The 19594-nt window shown below is 41.2% G+C and carries 12 protein-coding genes; 6 read left to right on the forward strand and 6 right to left on the reverse strand.

The features are described from left to right. The first annotated feature begins 51 nt into the window (after positions 1-51). The 3 genes from RI844_RS14500 to RI844_RS14510 all read left to right on the forward strand — a co-directional run bounded on the left by RI844_RS14500 (position 52) and on the right by RI844_RS14510 (position 3762). A complete protein-coding gene (locus RI844_RS14500) occupies positions 52-1626 on the forward strand; it encodes a sodium/sugar symporter (protein ID WP_348395382.1) in 1575 nt (524 codons plus the stop codon). A gap of 115 nt (positions 1627-1741) precedes the next feature. Continuing rightward, entirely contained in the window at positions 1742-2767 is a 1026-nt protein-coding gene (gene galE, locus RI844_RS14505) for a UDP-glucose 4-epimerase GalE (protein ID WP_348395383.1), read from the forward strand. Continuing rightward, a complete protein-coding gene (locus RI844_RS14510; RefSeq protein ID WP_348395384.1) occupies positions 2767-3762 on the forward strand; it encodes an aldose epimerase family protein in 996 nt (331 codons plus the stop codon). Before galE ends, RI844_RS14510 begins: the two co-directional genes overlap by 1 nt. A gap of 50 nt (positions 3763-3812) precedes the next feature. Here RI844_RS14510 and RI844_RS14515 read toward each other — a convergent pair whose 3' ends face one another. From RI844_RS14515 to RI844_RS14540, 6 genes are all read right to left on the reverse strand, one after another. Then, positions 3813-4016, reverse strand: a complete 204-nt coding sequence (locus RI844_RS14515) for a formate dehydrogenase subunit delta (RefSeq protein ID WP_348395385.1) — start codon at positions 4014-4016, stop codon at positions 3813-3815. 39 nt (positions 4017-4055) lie between these two features. Further along, on the reverse strand, positions 4056-4910 hold the full coding sequence (gene fdhD, locus RI844_RS14520; protein WP_348395386.1) for a formate dehydrogenase accessory sulfurtransferase FdhD: 855 nt from the start codon (positions 4908-4910) through the stop codon (positions 4056-4058). Beyond that, positions 4903-7806, reverse strand: a complete 2904-nt coding sequence (gene fdhF, locus RI844_RS14525) for a formate dehydrogenase subunit alpha (RefSeq protein WP_348395387.1) — start codon at positions 7804-7806, stop codon at positions 4903-4905. Before fdhF ends, fdhD begins: the two co-directional genes overlap by 8 nt. Beyond that, positions 7806-9431 carry a formate dehydrogenase beta subunit gene (locus tag RI844_RS14530; protein WP_348395388.1) on the reverse strand — a complete coding sequence of 542 codons (1626 nt, stop codon included), beginning with the start codon at positions 9429-9431 and terminating at the stop codon, positions 7806-7808. The genes fdhF and RI844_RS14530 overlap by 1 nt, the downstream gene beginning before the upstream one ends. Position 9432: 1 nt before the next feature. Next, complete coding sequence (locus RI844_RS14535; protein WP_348395389.1) at positions 9433-9939, reverse strand: formate dehydrogenase subunit gamma; 507 nt, start codon at positions 9937-9939, stop codon at positions 9433-9435. Between the two features lie 318 nt (positions 9940-10257). After that, positions 10258-14004, reverse strand: coding sequence for an Ig-like domain-containing protein (locus RI844_RS14540; RefSeq protein ID WP_348395390.1), 3747 nt, complete (start codon positions 14002-14004; stop codon positions 10258-10260). An 868-nt stretch (positions 14005-14872) separates the two neighbouring features. Here RI844_RS14540 and RI844_RS14545 point away from each other — a divergent pair. From RI844_RS14545 to RI844_RS14555, 3 genes are all read left to right on the forward strand, one after another. Continuing rightward, on the forward strand, positions 14873-16348 hold the full coding sequence (locus RI844_RS14545; RefSeq protein ID WP_348395391.1) for a tetratricopeptide repeat protein: 1476 nt from the start codon (positions 14873-14875) through the stop codon (positions 16346-16348). Between the two features lie 338 nt (positions 16349-16686). Next, positions 16687-18153, forward strand: a complete 1467-nt coding sequence (locus RI844_RS14550) for a Gfo/Idh/MocA family oxidoreductase (protein ID WP_348395392.1) — start codon at positions 16687-16689, stop codon at positions 18151-18153. Positions 18154-18274: 121 nt separating this feature from the next. Continuing rightward, the gene (locus RI844_RS14555) at positions 18275-19585 is read left to right on the forward strand and encodes a DUF3472 domain-containing protein (RefSeq protein WP_348395393.1); all 1311 of its coding nucleotides are present in this window, start codon (positions 18275-18277) and stop codon (positions 19583-19585) included. Positions 19586-19594: the final 9 nt, after the last annotated feature.

The raw sequence follows: 19594 nt of genomic DNA on the forward strand, positions 1-19594 counted from the left end.
AAAGTTAGCTAGAAATTACAATTATAATTAAAAGTAAAAGGTGAACAAATTATGGATTTTGCAAATAAATTGGGGACGATAGACAGCACAATTTTTATTGTCTATGTCATAGGGCTATTATGCTTGGCCTTGTGGATTTCTCGTAATGAGAAGAAAGAAGGCGCGAATACCGAAGATTACTTCTTAGCTGGTAAAGCATTGCCATGGTGGGCTATCGGCGCTTCATTAATTGCAGCCAATATTTCTGCTGAACAAATTATCGGTATGTCAGGCTCTGGCTACGCCATTGGTTTAGCGATTGCTTCTTATGAGTGGATGGCAGCCATTACCTTGATCATAGTCGGTAAATATATGCTGCCTATTTTCCTGGAAAATAAAATTTTCACCATGCCCCAGTATCTTGAGCAACGCTTTGACAGCAAAGTAAAAACTACGTTGGCAATTTTTTGGCTAGCGGTATACACCTTTGTTAACTTAACCGCCGTGTTGTGGCTGGGTGGCTTAGCAATTGAAACTGTTGCTGGTGTAGACTGGATGTTTGGTATGATATTCTTAGCCGTGTTCTCTGTTGCCTACTCGTTATACGGTGGTCTAAAAGCCGTTGCTTATACCGACATATTCCAAGTTGTGTTATTAGTGTTTGGTGGACTGTTCTTAAGCTATTTAGCCTTAGATGCTGTATCTGATGGTCAAGGCATATTAGCTGGTTTTGGCGTACTTACTGATAAAATGCCTGAGCATTTTGACATGATCTTAAGCCCTGAAAATGAACACTATATGAGCTTGCCCGGTATTTCTGTGCTAATTGGTGGCATGTGGATCATGAACTTCAGCTATTGGGGATTCAACCAGTACATTATTCAACGCGCACTAGCGGCGAAAGACATTAAAGAAGCACAAAAAGGTATCGCCTTTGCTGCCTACCTTAAACTGTTAATGCCAGTTATTGTAGTGTTACCTGGTATTGCTGCCGTGGTGTTATATCCTACCTTAACGACACCTGATCAAGCTTACCCATCAATGATGGCGTTAATGCCAGTTGGTATTAAAGGGCTAGTATTTGCTGCATTAGTTGCTGCCATCGTGTCGTCTCTTGCGTCAATGACAAACAGTATCTCAACCATCTTTACCATGGATATTTATTCACGCTTTAAGCCGAACCAAAGCCAACGCCACTATGTGCATATTGGCCGTATTGCTGCGTTAATTTCTTTATGTATTGCCTTAATCGTGGCTGAGCCATTACTGGGCAAGTTTGATCAAGCGTTCCAATACATTCAGGAATTCACTGGGTTCTTTACACCAGGCATCGTAGTGATATTTGTGATGGGCATGTTCTGGAAACGTGCTACCTCAATGGGCGCTCTTTCGGCCGCAATTGGCTCGGCTGCATTCTCTTTCATCTTTATGAAATTCTGGCCTGAATTACCGTTTATGGACCGAGTGGGCTTAGTGTTCTTACTGTGTTTAGCGCTTTGTTACCTAGTCTCTATTATGGGTAAACCGAATACAGAAGATAGCAGTGTGTCTTTAGATACAGTGAGCTTTGCTACCAACAAGTCATTTAACGTTGCTACCGTTGGTGTAGTACTTATCCTTACCGCTTTGTATGCCACTTGGTGGTAAATAGTCAGCTGAGTTTGAGGTAAGCAGCAAGGCTACTTTCAAAATCAGCTTATATACGTAATTTAAGTAAGGTCAATTGGTTATCGATTGGCCTTACATTTTTAAAGGTAACAACATGCAAGTATTAGTCACTGGTGGCGCCGGATATATCGGCTCGCATACGGTTTTATCATTATTAACTCACAACTACGATGTGGTCGTGTATGACAATTTATCTAACTCAAGTGTTGAGTCAATTGCCAGAGTGGAAAAGCTGACCGGCAAGTCAGTAAGTTTTGTTGAAGGTGATATTTGTGACAAAGCAAAGTTAAGTGACGTATTTGAGCAGTTTAACATTGATGCGGTTATTCACTTTGCTGCACTAAAAGCCGTAGGTGAATCGGCGCAAATACCACTAAGTTATTATCAAAATAATGTGCATGGTTCGGTGTGTTTGCTTGAAGTGATGCAACAGTACAATGTTCATAATTTCATTTTTAGCTCGTCAGCCACCGTTTATGGTGAAGAGAATGACGTACCTTATGTTGAAACAATGAAGTTAGGCACGCCATCAAGCCCATATGGCGCAAGTAAAGTGATGGTTGAGCGGGTGTTGGCTGACTTTGCGTTGTCAGATACAAATTTTAGAGGTGTATCATTACGCTACTTTAACCCTATTGGTGCCCATGAAAGTGGCGACATTGGTGAAGACCCCAAAGGTATTCCCAATAATTTATTGCCTTATGTAGCGCAGGTTGCTGTTGGCAAACGCGATAAGCTCAGCATCTTTGGCGATGATTATCCTACCGCTGATGGCAGCTGCGAACGCGATTATTTGCACGTTATGGATTTAGCGCAAGGACATGTTGCAGCACTAGATTGGCTAAATAGCAATAATGAATTTCGCGGTGTTGAAGCATTTAACCTGGGCACAGGTAATGGTGTTTCGGTGTTTGCCATTGTAAAAGCATTTGAACAGGCAATTAATAACTCCATAGCATTTGAAGTTTCGCCACGAAGAGCCGGCGATCTCCCCGCTTTTTGGGCTAACGCTACAAAAGCCAATAACGAACTTAACTGGCAAGCAAGCCGAAGTTTAGAGCAAATGATGAGCGACACCTGGCGCTGGCAATTAAACAACCCCGATGGGTATCAAGCTTAATGGCTAATGTGATGGCAGCATTGAACACTGTGACACTTGCCAATGATAATGGCATGACGGTTGAAATCATTAATTTCGGCGCACGGATAAAATCAATTAAATTTCCGGTTAATTGCAAGCCAACGGAAATGACTTTAGGCTACTCAACGGCCCTCGAGTATTTAACCGATGAGTTTTATCTAGGGGCTACGTGTGGGCGAGTGTGCAATCGCATTGCTGAGGGAAAGTTTGAACTCAATGATCGTGAATATCAGTTGTCATTAAATGATGGCAAAAACTGTTTGCATGGCGGTGACAAAAACTTCTCTGTTCGTTATTGGCAAATAGACAGCCAATCTCAGAGTCGTTCAAAGGTTACTTTATCGCTTATTTCCAAAGATGGTGATCAAGGTTTCCCTGGTACGTTAAAGGTATCGGTTACCTATACATTAAGCAGCGATAATAAACTAAGCATAAAATACCTGGCCAATACAGATGCAGCCACGCCAATTAATTTAACCAATCATGCTTACTTTAATTTAGGCGAAGAAAACTGCGAGTCTTTAAACTTACAAATTATGTCTTCGGCCTATCTTGAATCGGACAGTGCTAATCTTGCTACGGGCAACCTATTACCTGTAGCAGGCACTGATTATGACTTTAATGAGCCGACTCCAGTTGGCAAGCGGCAGAGTAATAGCCGGGATAAATCATTGCAAGAGAAGCACGGGTTTGATCATTGTTTTGTTTTAAATGATGGGGCATTTGAACAGCCAAAAGCGGTGTTAACATCATTAAAAAACCGAGTAAGGATGTCGGTATATACTGATCAGGCGGCTATTCAGCTATACACCGGCTTCTACTTAACCGGGCAATTTAATTCATATCAAGGGCTGTGTTTAGAAGCGCAAAACTATACTGACGCGATTAATATTAAGCATTTTCCAAATAGTGTTTTAAACCCCAATGATCAATATCAGTGTGAAATAGTCTTTGCTTTTCAGTCAATTGATTAAGCTTTGTGAGTTAATTAAAAAAGTTTGATGCTGATATTTATCGTCTAGAACTAATCAGCTGCTTGCATCTCAGCTAATTTAATTGTTGCCAGTTTCGACAATTCATTAAGCAGTTGCCCATCATTTTTATAATAGGCGATTAAATCGTTTTTCATCGATTGTGCCCAAAACAATTGGATGTGATTAACCACTTTATCTACGGCTTGCTCAGCGGATAGATGTAAACCAATATTGTCTGAAATTTGGTTGCTCATTTTTATTATACTAGTTAGTTTGGCGCTCATAACGGTTCTCTAAATTTTGTGATGTTTGCTATTGCTAGCATTCATGTTTGTATACTCGACCAGTCGCTCTGAGCGGGCGAAACCAATTAAATTTAACTGGTGTTGCAATGCCCATTGTATAGCCTTACTCGTTGCTGCGGAGATACTGACTAAATGATTAATGCCTGCTGCAATTGTTTTATCAACCATTTCATAACTGGCACGACTGGAAACCAAGACAAATCCTGGTGTAATTTCTTGCTCTGGCAATTCATCTTTTAGCTGGGCTAAATTGCCCATTAGCTTATCCAGCGCATTATGTCGGCCAACATCTTCCCTGATCGCAATAATCTCGCCCGTTTGTATTGAACAATAGGCTGCAGCATGAGCCGAACCGGTTTTATTGTTTAATAACTGTTGTTGAGTAAACTCAGATAGAGCCTGTTGGATCACTTCATTTGGTAATACCGCAGTAGGTGGCAGTGTAGCTCGGGTTTTAATCGTTTGTTCTAAAGATTCTACGCCACACAAGCCACAGCCACTATTACCCATTAAGCTGCGACGTTTGTGCTTCAATTCACTAAACAATCGAGAGCTGATACTTAGCTGTATTTCAATGCCATGTTCAGCTTCAATGATCTCGTGCTCTAATATATCAGCAGGCTGGCGAATAATACCTTCTGAGAGACTAAAACCGATAGCAAAATCGAGCAAGTTGCACGGTGTTGCCATCATTACCGCATGTGAAATGCCATTATAAACCAGGGCAATGGCTTGCTCTTCAATTACCCAGTCATTATCTGCTTTCACTTGGTTAGCATCGATAGTTCTTACCTGCCGACGCACCTGCTTTATGCCATTGCTGAGATTTTGATTGTTACTCATGAGCATGTGTTCTGCCTTTGCGTGTTTTTGGCAAAAAATCGATTTGCTTACGAGAAAAGTCTTTATTGCGTTGCTGCCAATTTGACGGCGATGAGACCTTCTCTACTTGCACAGCGGTTACTTTATATTCTGGGCAATTGGTCGCCCAATCTGAATTGTCAGTGGTGATCACATTTGCACCACTTTCAGGGTGATGAAAGGTGGTATAAACAACGCCGGGTTGCATACGACTGGTGATTTTTGCCGTTAAAACGGTATTACCTGCACGGCTGCTGATACCTAAATTGTCACCGTCTTTAATACCTCGCTCTTGGGCATCGTGCGGGTGAATTTCTAATTGATCTTTATCATGCCACATTTGGTTGTCAGTACGGCGAGTTTGAGCGCCAACATTATATTGTGACAAAATTCGCCCTGTAGTGAGCAACAATGGGAACTTACGACTGGCACGTTCGTCGGTAGGCACATACTCAGTGATGGCAAAGGTGGCTTGACCTATAGGAAAGTCGTTAATGTGCATAGTCGGTGTACCTTGCGGGTTAAGGTCATTACACGGCCATTGAATACTGCCTAATTGCTCGAGCTTTTCATAACTCACCCCAGTGAATGTCGGTGTTAACTCGGCAATTTCAGCCATAATTTCTTTTGGATGTTGATAGTTCATTGGATAGCCAAGTGCATTCGACAAGGCCATGGTCGTTTCCCAATCGGCTTTTCCGGCGAGTGGTGTCATTACCTTTCTAACCCGATTAATTCGACGTTCGGCATTGGTGAAGGTGCCGTCTTTTTCTAAAAACGAAGAGCCAGGTAAAAAGACATGTGCAAATTTAGCCGTTTCGTTTAAAAAGATATCTTGCACAATCAAGCACTCTAATGATTTTAATGCGGCTTCAACATGGTTAGTGTTTGGGTCCGATTGGGCAATATCTTCACCCTGACAATACAAACCTTTAAAGCTGCCATCAATGGCGGCATCAAACATATTTGGAATACGAAGCCCTGGTTCATTATCAATGTTAACTTGCCAATGCTGCTCAAATTTCTCTCTTGATGCATCGTTATTGACGTGCTGATAGCCGGGTAATTCATGAGGAAATGAGCCCATATCACACGAACCTTGCACATTATTTTGGCCACGTAGTGGGTTCACGCCAACACCTTCACGGCCAATATTTCCGGTTAACAAGGCCAAATTAGCAATACCCATGACCATGCTTGACCCTTGTGAATGCTCCGTTACTCCCAAACCATAATAGATGGCGCCATTGTTAACACTGGCATATAAACGGGCAGCTTTACGCAGTTGCTCAGCATCAATACCGGTAATGTCTTGGGTGTTTTCAGGTGAGTGACGGCTATCACTGATAAAACTATGCCACTGCTGGTAAGCTTGTGTTTGACAGCGCTCAGCAATGAACGCTTTATCTTCTAATCCTTCATCAACAATGACGTGCGCCATAGCGTTAATAAAGGCAACATTTGTACCTGGACGCAGTGGTAAATGATGATCTAAGGTTACGTGTGGGCTATTGCCTAAATCGATTTTTCGAGGGTCGGCAATTATCAAGTGCGCGCCTTGGCGTAAGCGTTTTTTCAACAAAGAACCAAATACCGGGTGGGCATCAGTCGGGTTAGCACCAATGACAATAATTGTATCGGCTTGCATCACTGAATCAAAAGTTTGCGTACCTGCTGATTCACCTAAAGTGGCTTTTAAACCATAGCCCGTAGGAGAATGACATACGCGTGCACAAGTATCGGTATTGTTATTGCCAAAAGCGGCGCGAACAAGTTTTTGTACCAAATAAGTTTCTTCATTAGTACAACGTGAAGAGGTGATCCCACCAATACTGTCTTTGCCATATTTTGCTTGTACTGATTTAAGCTTATTTGCGGCAAAGTCAATTGCTTCTTGCCAGCTGGTTTCTCGCCAAGGTTGATCAATAGAGTCTCGCACCATCGGTGAGGTGATACGATCTTGATGGGTGGCATAACCGAAGGCAAAACGACCTTTAACACAAGAGTGACCGTGATTGGCTTGGCCATCTTTAGCCGGGACCATGCGAATGACTTCCTCGCCTTTCATTTGCGCTTCAAAAGAACAACCGACACCACAATAGGCGCAAGTAGTGGTAACACTGCGTTCAGGCTGACCTTGCTCAATCACACTGTTTTCCATTAACGTTGAAGTAGGGCATGCTTGTACACAGGCACCACAGGAAACACAGTCGGAACTTAAAAAGTCATTGTTATCGCCGGTTGAAACTTTGGAATCAAACCCACGACCATCAATAGTTAGGGCAAAGGTACCTTGTACTTCTTCACAGGCGCGCACGCATCGTGAACAAACAATACATTTACTTGGTTCAAAGGTGAAATAGGGGTTGGAGGTATCTTTGGCAGCGTCAAGATGATTTTCACCGTCAAAGCCATAACGCACTTCTCGTAAACCTACGGCACCAGCCATATCTTGCAGCTCGCAATCACCATTGCTGGGGCAGGTTAAGCAATCTAGTGGATGATCTGAAATATACAGTTCCATGATATTTTTACGCAAACGAGCTATTTTTTTATTTTGAGTACTAACCTGCATATCTTGCTCTGCAGGGGTGGTACACGAAGCTGGCATACCTCTTCGGCCTGCTATTTCGACTGCACATAAACGGCAAGAGCCAAATGCTTCCAGATTATCAGATGCACATAATTTAGGAATGGTAATGTTAAGCAGTGCAGCCGCGCGCAATACAGAAGTACCTTCAGGTACAGAAATCTGTTGACCGTCAATGGTTAAGGTTACGTGCTGATCAGATAGCACTTCAGGCGTACCTAAATCTACCATCACATTAGCTTGCGTGGTTTGATTTTGTGCCGCATTAGGATCGTAAAAACTGACCATTATTTTTGCTCCTTAGCCGTAACTTTTTCATGGTACTGAGTAGAGTTGTCAGTAATGAAATCATCGGCAAAATGAGTCATAACACTTTTAACTGGGATCGGCGTCATACTGCCCATTGCACATAATGAGCCATCAATCATAGTGTCGCATAAATCGACTAATAGCTCGTTAAGCGCAACGCTCTGTTCAGTCGGTGATTGATTCTGGTGTGCGGCGATCATATTATCAATTACTTCAACGCCTCGGGTTGAGCCAATACGACAAGGGGTACATTTGCCACATGACTCCGCCGTACAAAATTCCATGGCAAAACGTGCTTGTTCAGTCATGCTAATGCTGTTATCAAATACCACGATACCACCATGACCAAGCACCGCACTGATGGCCGAAAATGCCTCGTAATCCAGAGCGGTATGCCATTGTTGTTCTGGTAAATAGGCACCTAAAGGGCCACCTACTTGTATAGCTTTGATAGGTTCGCCGGTATATGTTCCGGCGCCAAAGTCATTAACAATATCGGCTAAAGTTGTACCAAAGGCTAATTCAACGAGTCCGCCTTGTTTTATGTTACCGGCCAATTGAAATGGCAAAGTACCGCGTGAACGGCCTACGCCAAAGTCTTGATAATATTGTGCACCCTTGGCCAAAATAATTGGCACTGTTGCCAAGCTGATCACGTTGTTAACAATGGTAGGCTGACCAAACAAACCTTCAATGGCAGGTAACGGCGGTTTAGCTCGAACAAGGCCGCGCTTACCTTCAAGACTTTCCAGCAAAGAGGTTTCTTCACCACAAATATAAGCTCCAGCGCCTATTCGTACTTCTAGATCAAACTTGTGCCCGCTGCCTTGGATGTTGTCACCCAAATATTGCTGTTGATAAGCCGTCGCTATTGCTTGCTCAAGTATAAGTTGCGCTTGTGGGTATTCTGAACGCAGATAGATATAACCTTGTGTGGCACCTACAGCAAGACCTGCGATAATCATACCTTCGATTAAGCTAAATGGATCTGCTTCCATTAATAAACGATCTGAAAAGGTGCCAGAGTCGCCTTCATCGGCATTACACACAATGTATTTCTGCTGTTCTGCGCCGGTTGGTTTTGCATCAAGTACGGTTTGCCACTTTATTCCTGTCGGAAACGCTGCGCCGCCACGGCCGCGTAGCCCTGAAGTTTTAATTTCATCGACTATGTTTTGCTGATCTTCAGCTAAAAGTGTTAAGGCATTGTTTAAGCCAACAAAGCCATCATGAGTTATGTAGTCATCAATGCTAACCGGGTTAATAATTCCCGCACGCTTAAAGGTTAAACGCTGCTGTTTTGCTAAATAGGGAATGTTTTCGGTAAGGCCTAAATACAATGGATGATCGGCATTGCCTGTAAGCATTCCCTGAGTAAGTAGAGATTCAACATCATCAACTGAAACAGGGCCGTAAGCAACACGGCCTTGCGGCGTTTCAACTTCGAGTAAGGGTTCTAGATAAAACATGCCGCGCGAACCATTACGGATTAGATTAACTTTTTCGGAACTCTCTTTTGTTTGAAAGACGATAGCTTTAGCCACATCGTCTGCGCCCATAGCTATTGCTGTGGTGTCCATAGGTAAATATAGAGTGGTAGACATCTTATAGTTCCTCGCCAAGGTTGAGTTGATAAAGCGAGAGTGTTTCAGTCAGCTCAGAAAACTTGCTACTGGTCATTCGGCCATAGGTTTTAACGCCTACTTTGATTGAAGGAGAACAGGCACAATTCCCTAAACAATATACTGGCTCAAGGGTAAAGTTTTTATTCGCTGAGGTCTGGCCATAATCTATGCCTAATTGATTTTTAACCGCTTGCTCCAGCGCTTTAGAGCCCATAGCCTGGCAGGCTTCACCGCGACAAATCTCAATAGTATGTCTGCCCGGCTGTTCGAGGTGAAAATGAGCATAGAAAGTTATCACACCATAAATTTCGGCTTCTGTTTGTTGTAACCCTTGCGCGATAATGGCTAAAGCCGATTTCGGGATAAATCCAAATTGGTGCTGAATGTCATGCAATATTGGTAATAGTGCTCCAGGTAAGTCTTTTTTATTATCAACAAGGTTTTTTATGGTTTGCTCTGGGGATTGTGCCTTCGCATTGGTGTTCATCTTCAGCTCTCATTTACTCGGGTTATTCACTATAGATAATATGCTTATTGTATCACTACCGCCAATAAACTTTCTTATCGCAGCATAAGTAAAATTAGTCAAAAAGATCATTGCGCTAAAATGCCATGAAAATTATTTCACCTAGTTTTTTATAAGAGTGACTCAAGATTAATCTAATAGAGACTTATATAAAAGGTGCACAGATAGGACTAATTTTTAAAAGAACTGATATCTGATAGCTCAAAAAAAGCCCCTCATCACAAAATGATGAAGGGCTTTTAATTATTTTAAAGAAATTAAAAAGTATTTACAGACTTGCTATTTCTTTCTCGCAAACACTCGAATAAATGCTAACAACCCAAGCAGATAACCGAATGAACCACTGCTGGTATCTGTTTTCTCAGTACGGGTACTGTCGAATGGGAATTTATCGGCATTATCGCCAACACCATCTTCGTCAGAATCGATAGTTTCAGTCGCATCTTGTGGGAAGGTATCGAATAAATCTGGCGTGCCATCACCATCTGTATCGGTTACATCATCTTGCCATTTAGAAGCGTCATTTGGGTAGTAGTCGGCATTATCACCTACTTCATCACCATCGCTGTCTTTTGTTTCTGCTGCATCCTGAGGGAATGCATCATATAAATCAGGTGTGCCATCACTATCTGTATCGGTTACATCATCTTCCCATTTAGAATTATCGTCTGGGTAGTAATCTGCGGCATCTGGAACGCCATCGCCATCGGTATCTTTACCATCAATTGACGTTGCGATTAGGGCTGTGCCATCTTCAGATAAGGTAATTTCAAAGTAGGTGCCACCAGCTTCAATAATTTTTGCAGAGAACTGTTCTAGCAAGGTACCAGGTGTATTGCCACCATCCGTGCTATTAACACTGAGTAAGGTAAAGCCTGTACCTTCTGCAAATGCAGCGCCAGTGGGATTAATGACTAACGTACTGTCAGCTAAATTTGCATTACCGTTTATTGCCAGCATTGGTGTATCACTTACATCTTTGGCTGCAACGCTTGAGTTTGTTACGTTAAAAGTTAACTCACCGGCAAAGTCCAAATCGCTGTTGATAGTGCTGGTAGTTTGAGCCGTACCTTCAACAATAATAGAGCTGGTATGTCTTATCGAGCCAACCGTACCTCCATTTGTCGTGTACGTTCCGCCAGTATCAGCACCAAAGGCTAATACGCCGCTAATAACGCCTGAGTTAGTCACAGAATTAATGGTAACACTAGGGTAGTAGGCGTCTACGTAATCTTCGATAGGATCACCGATTGGTGAGGTCGCATTACCATGGTTATCAATCACATAAACTTTTTTCGCAGCCTTGCCTTGGGTACTTTTTAAGGTACCAACGTGGCCATTTATAGTACCGCTGTTAGTAATTGAATCAATTGTTGCGCCCATTGCCGTAGACAAATCACCAGTAATGGTGCCGCTATTATCAATAAAATCAACGCTGTGAGTATAATTTTCTTTACTCTCGTGACCTAATCTAATTGAGTAACCTGCAATGGTGCCACCTTTCTCATCTAAGTATTCAATGGTACCTGAGTTTGTAATACCGCCGATTACTGATGTAAAGCTGCCATCACTACTGGTTATTTCAATACCTGAACGAATATAGGTTATCTTGTTCGATGTATGACCAGTAGAAATTAAACCTTGATTCACAATACCATTCGTTACGGTAACATTATCCAGTCTTATTGCTGAGTCGTTACTTCTTATTTTAGAGTTTACGCCACTGTTAGTTAGGCCATATATGGTTAAACCTGTCGCGCTATCTAAGTTAATTGCCCGAGCAGCTGTTCTATCATCGCCATCTGTTACTTCAATGCTGCCTTCGTTAAGAATATATAAGCTACTTAAAACATCGGCACCACCACTGATACAAGGTAAATTAGTATCGTCAGGTCTTTGACAATCAATAACCACATCTTTTGCTATATTTACTGATGTTACATCAGCTGGTATAGCGTAAGCCTCTGCTAAGGCTTCAGTTACAGCAAAATCTTTTGGATTATCACCACGTAAGTTTTTGCTTTTTGACGGGTCTTCCGGATAATCATCGCTATTATCACCTACGCCATCGCCATCGGTATCGGTATCTTCAGTTTCATCTTCCGGGAAGGCATCGGCATTATCACCTGTACCATCACCATCAGTATCGACTGATTCATTTGGATCTGAAGGGAATTCATCGTATAAATCAGGTGTGTTATCACCGTCAGAATCGGTGACATCATCTTGCCATTTCTCTGGGTCAGTAGGATAGTAGTCACTATTATCGCCTGTACCATCAGCATCGGTGTCAGTATTTTCTGTTTCATCTTCAGGGAAGGCATCAATCGTTAGTGTTGAAGAATCTTGACAAGTTTGATCACAGTCATCATTGTACTCATCCGGATAACCATCGTCATCACTATCAACCGATGCCGATATATCAGTTGGGAATTTGTCCAGCTCATCTGGTACACCATCACCATCTTCATCGGCAGCATTGTTGTCTACAACATTCACTGTGATCGTTTGCGTAGTTGTACTACCTTTACTATCGGTAGCTACTGCATAGATAGTTCTTTCTCCAAACTCAGCGATTGTTGGCGTCCAATCTGCACTAAAGGTAAGGTTATCACCTTGTAAAGTTGCTGCTGAAATTAAGGTTTCACCATCAAAGAATTCAACTTTAGTAACATCTTCAATGCCATCGGCATCAGTCACTTCAACACTTAAGGAAACCTGTTCATCAACATTCAATTCAGCCTGTGCAAGCGGGCTAGCAAATGAAACAATGGTTGGTGCGTTAGGCGTAATATTTAACGTTAACGCCGTCGTCGTTTGTGTAGTAGAAACCACATAACTGTTTTCATCAAAGCCGGTGATGGAAATAGATTTAGGTTCAACTTTATAGTTAGCTAAATCAATCTCAGCTTCTGGATCAATAACAACGCCGTCTTTTACATCACATACTGAATTAGCAATGAAAGCGTCAGCCGTGATTAAAGGTAAAGTTACTGCGCCGCCAGTGTAGCTACTACCATCAACGGTAATGTTACTGTTACAAATTGCGGCATTACCGTCATGGGTTGTTGGGTCAAATGGCGTTGTTAATTCAGAAAAATCTAAGCCACTGTCTTGTTGAATATCTGCTAAAGATTTAGCAGATATTGCTATAGGACTAATGCCTGTTTCACTCAAGTTAAATTGAATACTAGCTTCTGGATAGTTACCACCTTCAACAGCAGCGACCTTTAAGCCGGCAAAATTGACCGTCGCATCTGAGCCACTTATTTGAATTCCACCTGCTGACCTCATTGCTAGTAGGTTCACTATGGCGTCGCCACTTACGTTTAATGTACCACCGCTTCGTAACGTTGACTGACCGGACGTAAGAGCTAAACTACCAGATGAAATATTATATTGACCATCAGAGGTCACTACAAAAGTGTCAGCAACAGTGTCGGCGTCAGTATCTATATTGATACCATTACCACCTAAAGTTAAAGAACCTTTGGTAACTACAACAGTCCCTTTCTTAACGTTAGTGGTTAAAGTGGCATTAACTTTAACTGCCCCACCTGTTTGATTGATTTTACTGGTCGCTCTAGTTAACTCATTGCCTGCAGAATCGTAGGTTACATCGCCAGGGATAGCTGCTGTGCCTGCGTAAGACACGTTAATTTGTTGCATGGTTAAATTTGCAGCGGCAGGAATAATTAATTCACCAGAAACTCCCGCATGCTCTGGAAAATTACCATCGATTTTACCCGTTTTGGAACCAACGTCTAATGGACCAATGCTTAAAGGACTTGCAAGATCAAAGGTAACAATGTCGTTACCAAGAATACCAATATTATCAGCATTGTCAGCACTGGGGGCGACACCACCATGCCAACAGGCATTATCAGACCAATTACAAGTATCGCCAGAATTTACCATGTCGGTTACAACTGTAGCTGCATGTGCTGTAGCTGCGCCGGTTAAATATAAACTTGCAATCGCCAGAGCTATTTTACTTGGCTTTGCCGTGATTCTTTTCGTCATCATTTTTATTCCTATCCCTATTCTTGTTGCCTGACAGATGCTTGTGCAGCCCTATATCTAAGCCAATGTATTGTGAAATAAGCGTGTGCTATTTAATTTGTTTTTATCGTTATATGTAAGAACATTAATTAAACAATGACACTTTTGCAAGCTTTTTGTTTCAAAAACTTTCATAAATAGTGTTTTTGTCACAACAAAAAAATTTGAAATAAACAGTAACACGGTCTATTTATCGTAATTACTCTGCCTAAAAGTGTTTTAAATTTAAAGTTTATCTAAGTCTAGAGAATCATTAGACTTTTATCTGTTTCCTGGCTATTTCCGTTGTTAATGTAGTGTTAACCTTGCGAGGTTGCAGGGTGATTGGAAATAATGCCCTTTGAAATTAGTAAGAAAAATATCGCTTGAAAAACAAACAGAGGCACCTTGGACATAAATGTTAATATCATTATTTACGAAACCAAATGAAAGTGGTATATTGGTATTGTCTTGCGATAAGTTGAATAAAAAATTTTAATTTAAAAATGCTCTTTCAGCTTCTCAGTTAATCTGTATTTCGTTGTATCATTGACTGAATCAGCATTACATTAGTAGATTTTTTATTTAGCTGAGGCACTAAATTATAATGAATGTTAAGTATAAGTTAATGGTGTGTTAATGGCGCGGATCCCTCTAACACTCTATCTTTGGTTTTGAAGCAAAGTGAAGATGCATCCAACCATTTTAAAATATTACTGCTGTGGTGTTTAAATATTGCCTCTATTTAACCTGACCTCAGCTTATATAACTTATTATAAAGTGCGTATTACTAGCTGGTAGATAATGAGTCAATGATTTTACTTAAAAGTAATAAAGATAATAAAGGTAAGAAATGAAGAAGTTTAATGCTTATGTGCTGTTCATGTTGTTCAACTGTACCATCTCCTTTCCTGGTTTAGCAGCAAATATAATACATGCAGATAATGCCTTTTTGGAAAAGGATTACGTTACCGCGTTAGCGGAATATAAAAAAGCGGCAAAAATTGGTAATGCGAAAGCCTTTTATCAATTATCCAAAATTTATCATCAAGGCCTGGGAACTGAAAAAAATGAGTTGCTTGGCATCGTTTGGATGGCCGTTGCTGCCGAGTACCAATATGATAATGCTGTGGTCAATTTGGAAAAAATGCAAAAAAGTTTGGCACCTAACAAACGTAGTAAAATAGAAACTATCATCAATCGATATGTGCAGGAGTATAGTAAGCTAAGTATTAACGAAAAGTTCTTCCCAAAACTTATCGACAATAAACTCGCCGAAAAAATTCAGCTTAGTAGTGACGATTCAGTCGAGTTTTTTAGCGAACAAAACGTAACCACAGCTGTTGATGAGCCGTTAGATCTAAGTGATGACTTATTATCTGAAGATGGCGCAGAAGAAGATTTCGCCGAAGATGTAAGTGAATTACCTATAAATATGCCTTACTACCTTGTTGCAGAATACGACATCGGTCCAGATGGCTCGGTAAGAGACGTTTATGCTGCATTTAGTATTGGTGATGATGAATATGCGCTTGAACAACTTAGTATTACGCCTGTATCAAAACCTGTGTTTGCCGGTAGCAATGTGTATTTCATCAACCGTTCTATTATGGGGATCAGCAACACAGATACCATCTCGATGCGTAGAAACAATACCGAGTTTTACACCTCTACACTAAGGTATGTGGGCAAAATAAAAGATAGTGATCAGGCCGTTGATAATTACAATCATGCATTAGCATTAATGCACTTCCCTTGGTTAAGAGGAAAAGATGAAACCATAGATGAATTATTAATAAGTTCTGCTAAACAAGGATTTGCCTTGGCCCAATATGAATATGGTTTGAAATTATACCGACAGCAAACTGCGCCTAAACAAGCTGTTTATTGGATAAGCGAAGCCGCAAAACAAGGAATTACTAAAGCGCAGTACCGTCTTGCTCGACTTTTACTTGATAGTCCCTGGGTAGAGAGGGATATAAACAAGGCTTATTTCTGGTTGTCACAAGCGGCACTAAAAAAACACACCGTAGCTGTACGTAAACTTGCTGAGCTGAAACTCACCACAAAGGGCAGTTCTGTTTATGATCCAAAAGGTGCGATGATGCTGTTAAATACAATCGCAAGCGAACAATCGGGCAATCCAGAATATCGTTATGCACTGGCCCTTGCTTATGCCAAACCTGAAAATCGTCAGTTTGCCTACGCAGTAGCAAATTTGAAAAAAGCGATTTCTCTCGCGGAAAGTTTTCATTGGGACACTCAGGATTGGCGTGCCTTACTGAATAAATGGACTTCGGGCGGAACGGTAACTGTTACCGATATATAATTAAGTACCTAATTACTCGCGTCCTTATTGAATGCTATTGGCTACAATACAATAGCATTCAATCCAACACATCAGGCTTTTCACTTCCTTTCATCTTTCAGCGAATATCAAGTTTCGTTTCTTTACGTAATATTTACAATAACAATATTTATTGTGTATGTTGTTGTTATGGTTGTGTTTTGTTGTCAAGTGACTTTTGTTTCATATCGTTAAAAGTGCTCATACCGAAAGAATATGAAAGTTTTGTTGTTGCATTTCCTGTTGTTGTACGGTATAAAAGTATCGTACAGTTTTAACTTATAAAAAAAATAGTTAACAAATATTTAATTGGATCATTTATGAAAAACTTAGATCGTCGTAATTTTCTCAAAGGAGCTGCACAATCTGCAGCCCTTGTTGGCTCAGCAGCAGTAATTGGCGGCTGTGCCAAAGCCAGTGCGCAAAAGTCATTTCCCAAGGCACAAGGTGCCACTGTTATGGGCCTTACAGTACCTAAAATGGACGTAGTTCGTGTCGGTTTTATTGGTGTAGGTCAACGTGGTAAAGGCCATGTTAAACATTACTGTCATCTTGAAGGTGTGGAAATTAAGGCTATTTGTGATAGCGACACGCGAGTAATTGACCGTTCAGTAAATTATGTTGTTGAACAAGGCTTTGCAAAACCTGACGTCTACACAGGCTCAGAGTACGCATACCGTAAAATGTTAGCACGACAAGACATTGATATTGTGATCATCTCAACTCCTTGGAAGTGGCATACGCCAATGTCGGTAGAAACCATGGAAAGCGGTAAACATGCATTTGTAGAAGTACCGGCGGCTACTACCCTTGAAGAATGTTGGCAATTGGTTAACACCGCAGAGCGTACGCAGAAAAACTGTATGATGATGGAAAATGTTAACTACGGTCGTGAAGAGTTAATGGTACTTAATATGGTACGCCAAGGTTTATTTGGTGACTTATTGCATGGTGAAGCGGCTTACATTCATGAGCTTCGTTGGCAAATGAAAGAAATAGATCAAAAGACAGGCTCATGGCGTACTTACTGGCATACTAAGCGTGATGGAAACTTATATCCAACACATGGCTTAGGTCCAGTTTCACAGTACATGAACATTAACCGTGGTGACCGTTTTGATTATGTTACCTCAATGAGTTCTCCTGCTCTTGGTCGCGCCGAATATGCGAAAGAACAATTCCCTGCTGATCATGAACGTAATAAATTAACCTTTACTGCTGGTGATATGAATACCAGTATCATCAAAACAGTAAAAGGCCGTAGCATCATGGTACAACACGATACCACCAGTCCACGCCCGTACAGTCGCCATAACTTAATTCAAGGCACTAACGGTACCTTTGCCGGTTTCCCAAATCGCGTTGCGGTAGAAGATGCACCAGATGCCATTAAAGCGGTATACGAAAAAGAATATCAACAACAAATGACTGACTGGAAAGCGAGTGGCAAAAAAGGCCGTAAGCCGCGTAAACCAAGTTTTCATAGCTGGGATCAGGACATGGATAAATGGTATGACGCCTATGATCATCCGCTGTACGTGCGCATGGGTGAAGAAGCCAAGAAAAATGGTGGCCATGGCGGCATGGATTTCTTGATGATGTATCGTATTGTGTATTGTTTACGTAATGGTGAGCCACTAGATCAAGATGTTTATGATGCAGCAGCATGGTCTGCAGTCTTCCCTACGAGTATGGCGTCAGTTGCCGATAGAAGTAACAGTAAAGACATACCAGACTTTACTCGTGGCGTGTGGGAAACAGCAAAACCGTTAGGTGTTGTGGCTTAATCGCATTAGCGAAAACACATTGTAAAAACTTAAAATGCATATGGATGTGCATTTTTACAATTATTTTTATTGCATATCTCATCATTTCAACAAGCAAGTCAATTAAGGTAGTCCTATTAAAATGAAGAAACTGTTTTTATATTCATTATTTTTTTTGGGTGTGCAAGCTTGCAGTGGTGGTGAAACATATTCGCAAGCGAGCATTGAAGAGTCTGCGCTATTTCAATTTTCAATGCCGTTTGCTCCCAATGTTTGGGTGGTTGATGATCAGCAAGCAACAGAGGCTTTGGTCGATGTCAGGCAGGCCAAACTTAACGGTTGGCAAGACGCAAAGCACCAACTGGCATTCTATTTTTATAGTGATACCAGCGGCGATATTAATTTATCACTAACCGGCACTTTTCCACAAAAAGGCGAGTTATCAATATCTCTTGCTAAGCAGAAAAGAAAGGTTAATTTTGCTGATAGCAAAAACGGCAAACTTACCCTCGGAACATTCACCCTGACAGAGCCGGGTTACCATCAACTCATTTTATCTAAATCGTTACTCGATGAAAGTAACGTGAATATCAAAAATGTAGACGTTGCATCGAATGACGTTGCCAGATTTAATTTTATAACTGAAAAAGAAGTGTATTTTGCTCGTCGAGGGCCTTCTGCTCACCTTAAATATCAGCTGCCTAATAATGAGCAAGATTGGCAATGGTTTTATAGTGAACTGGAAGTACCAAAAGGCTTTGATCCAGTCGGCTCGTACTTTATGGCCAATGGCTTTGCCCAAGGCTATTTCGGTATGCAGGTGAATTCTCAATCTGAACGACGGGTATTGTTTTCAGTATGGAGTCCGTTTAAAACGCAAGATCCAAAAAATGTACCGCCGGAGCAACAAATTAAGCTAATACGTAAAGGTGATAATGTACATACCGGTAAATTTGGCAATGAAGGTGTTGGCGGCCAAAGCTACAAAAAATTTAACTGGCAAGCCGGCACTAAATATAAGTTTTTGCTGAAAGTATCACCAAGTGGCGATAACCGTAGCGAATTTACCGCCTACTTTTATGCGCCAGAAATTCAGCAATGGCAATTAATTGCCAGTTTTCAAAGACCAAAAACATCGACATATTTACAGCGTCCACATGCCTTTATTGAAAACTTTATTACCTCACAAGGTGACAAAATACGTAAAGCGAACTACTCGAATCAGTGGGTAGCAGACACTAATGGTAACTGGACTCAAATTAATCAGGCAAATGTAACTTATGATAATACCGCGCGTAATAAGTACCGTTTTGATTACCAAGGTGGCAGTGAAAACAGCAGCGTTTATCTGCAAAATGGCGGGTTTTTCAATGACCCGACGTCGTACAATAAATTATTAACAATAAAAACAACAAATTCAGCACCGCAAATCAATTTTGATTTGCTGCCTTAGTTTAGGAAC

This window comes from Thalassotalea fonticola, from assembly GCF_032911225.1.
In the GTDB taxonomy this organism is placed as follows: domain Bacteria; phylum Pseudomonadota; class Gammaproteobacteria; order Enterobacterales; family Alteromonadaceae; genus Thalassotalea_A; species Thalassotalea_A fonticola.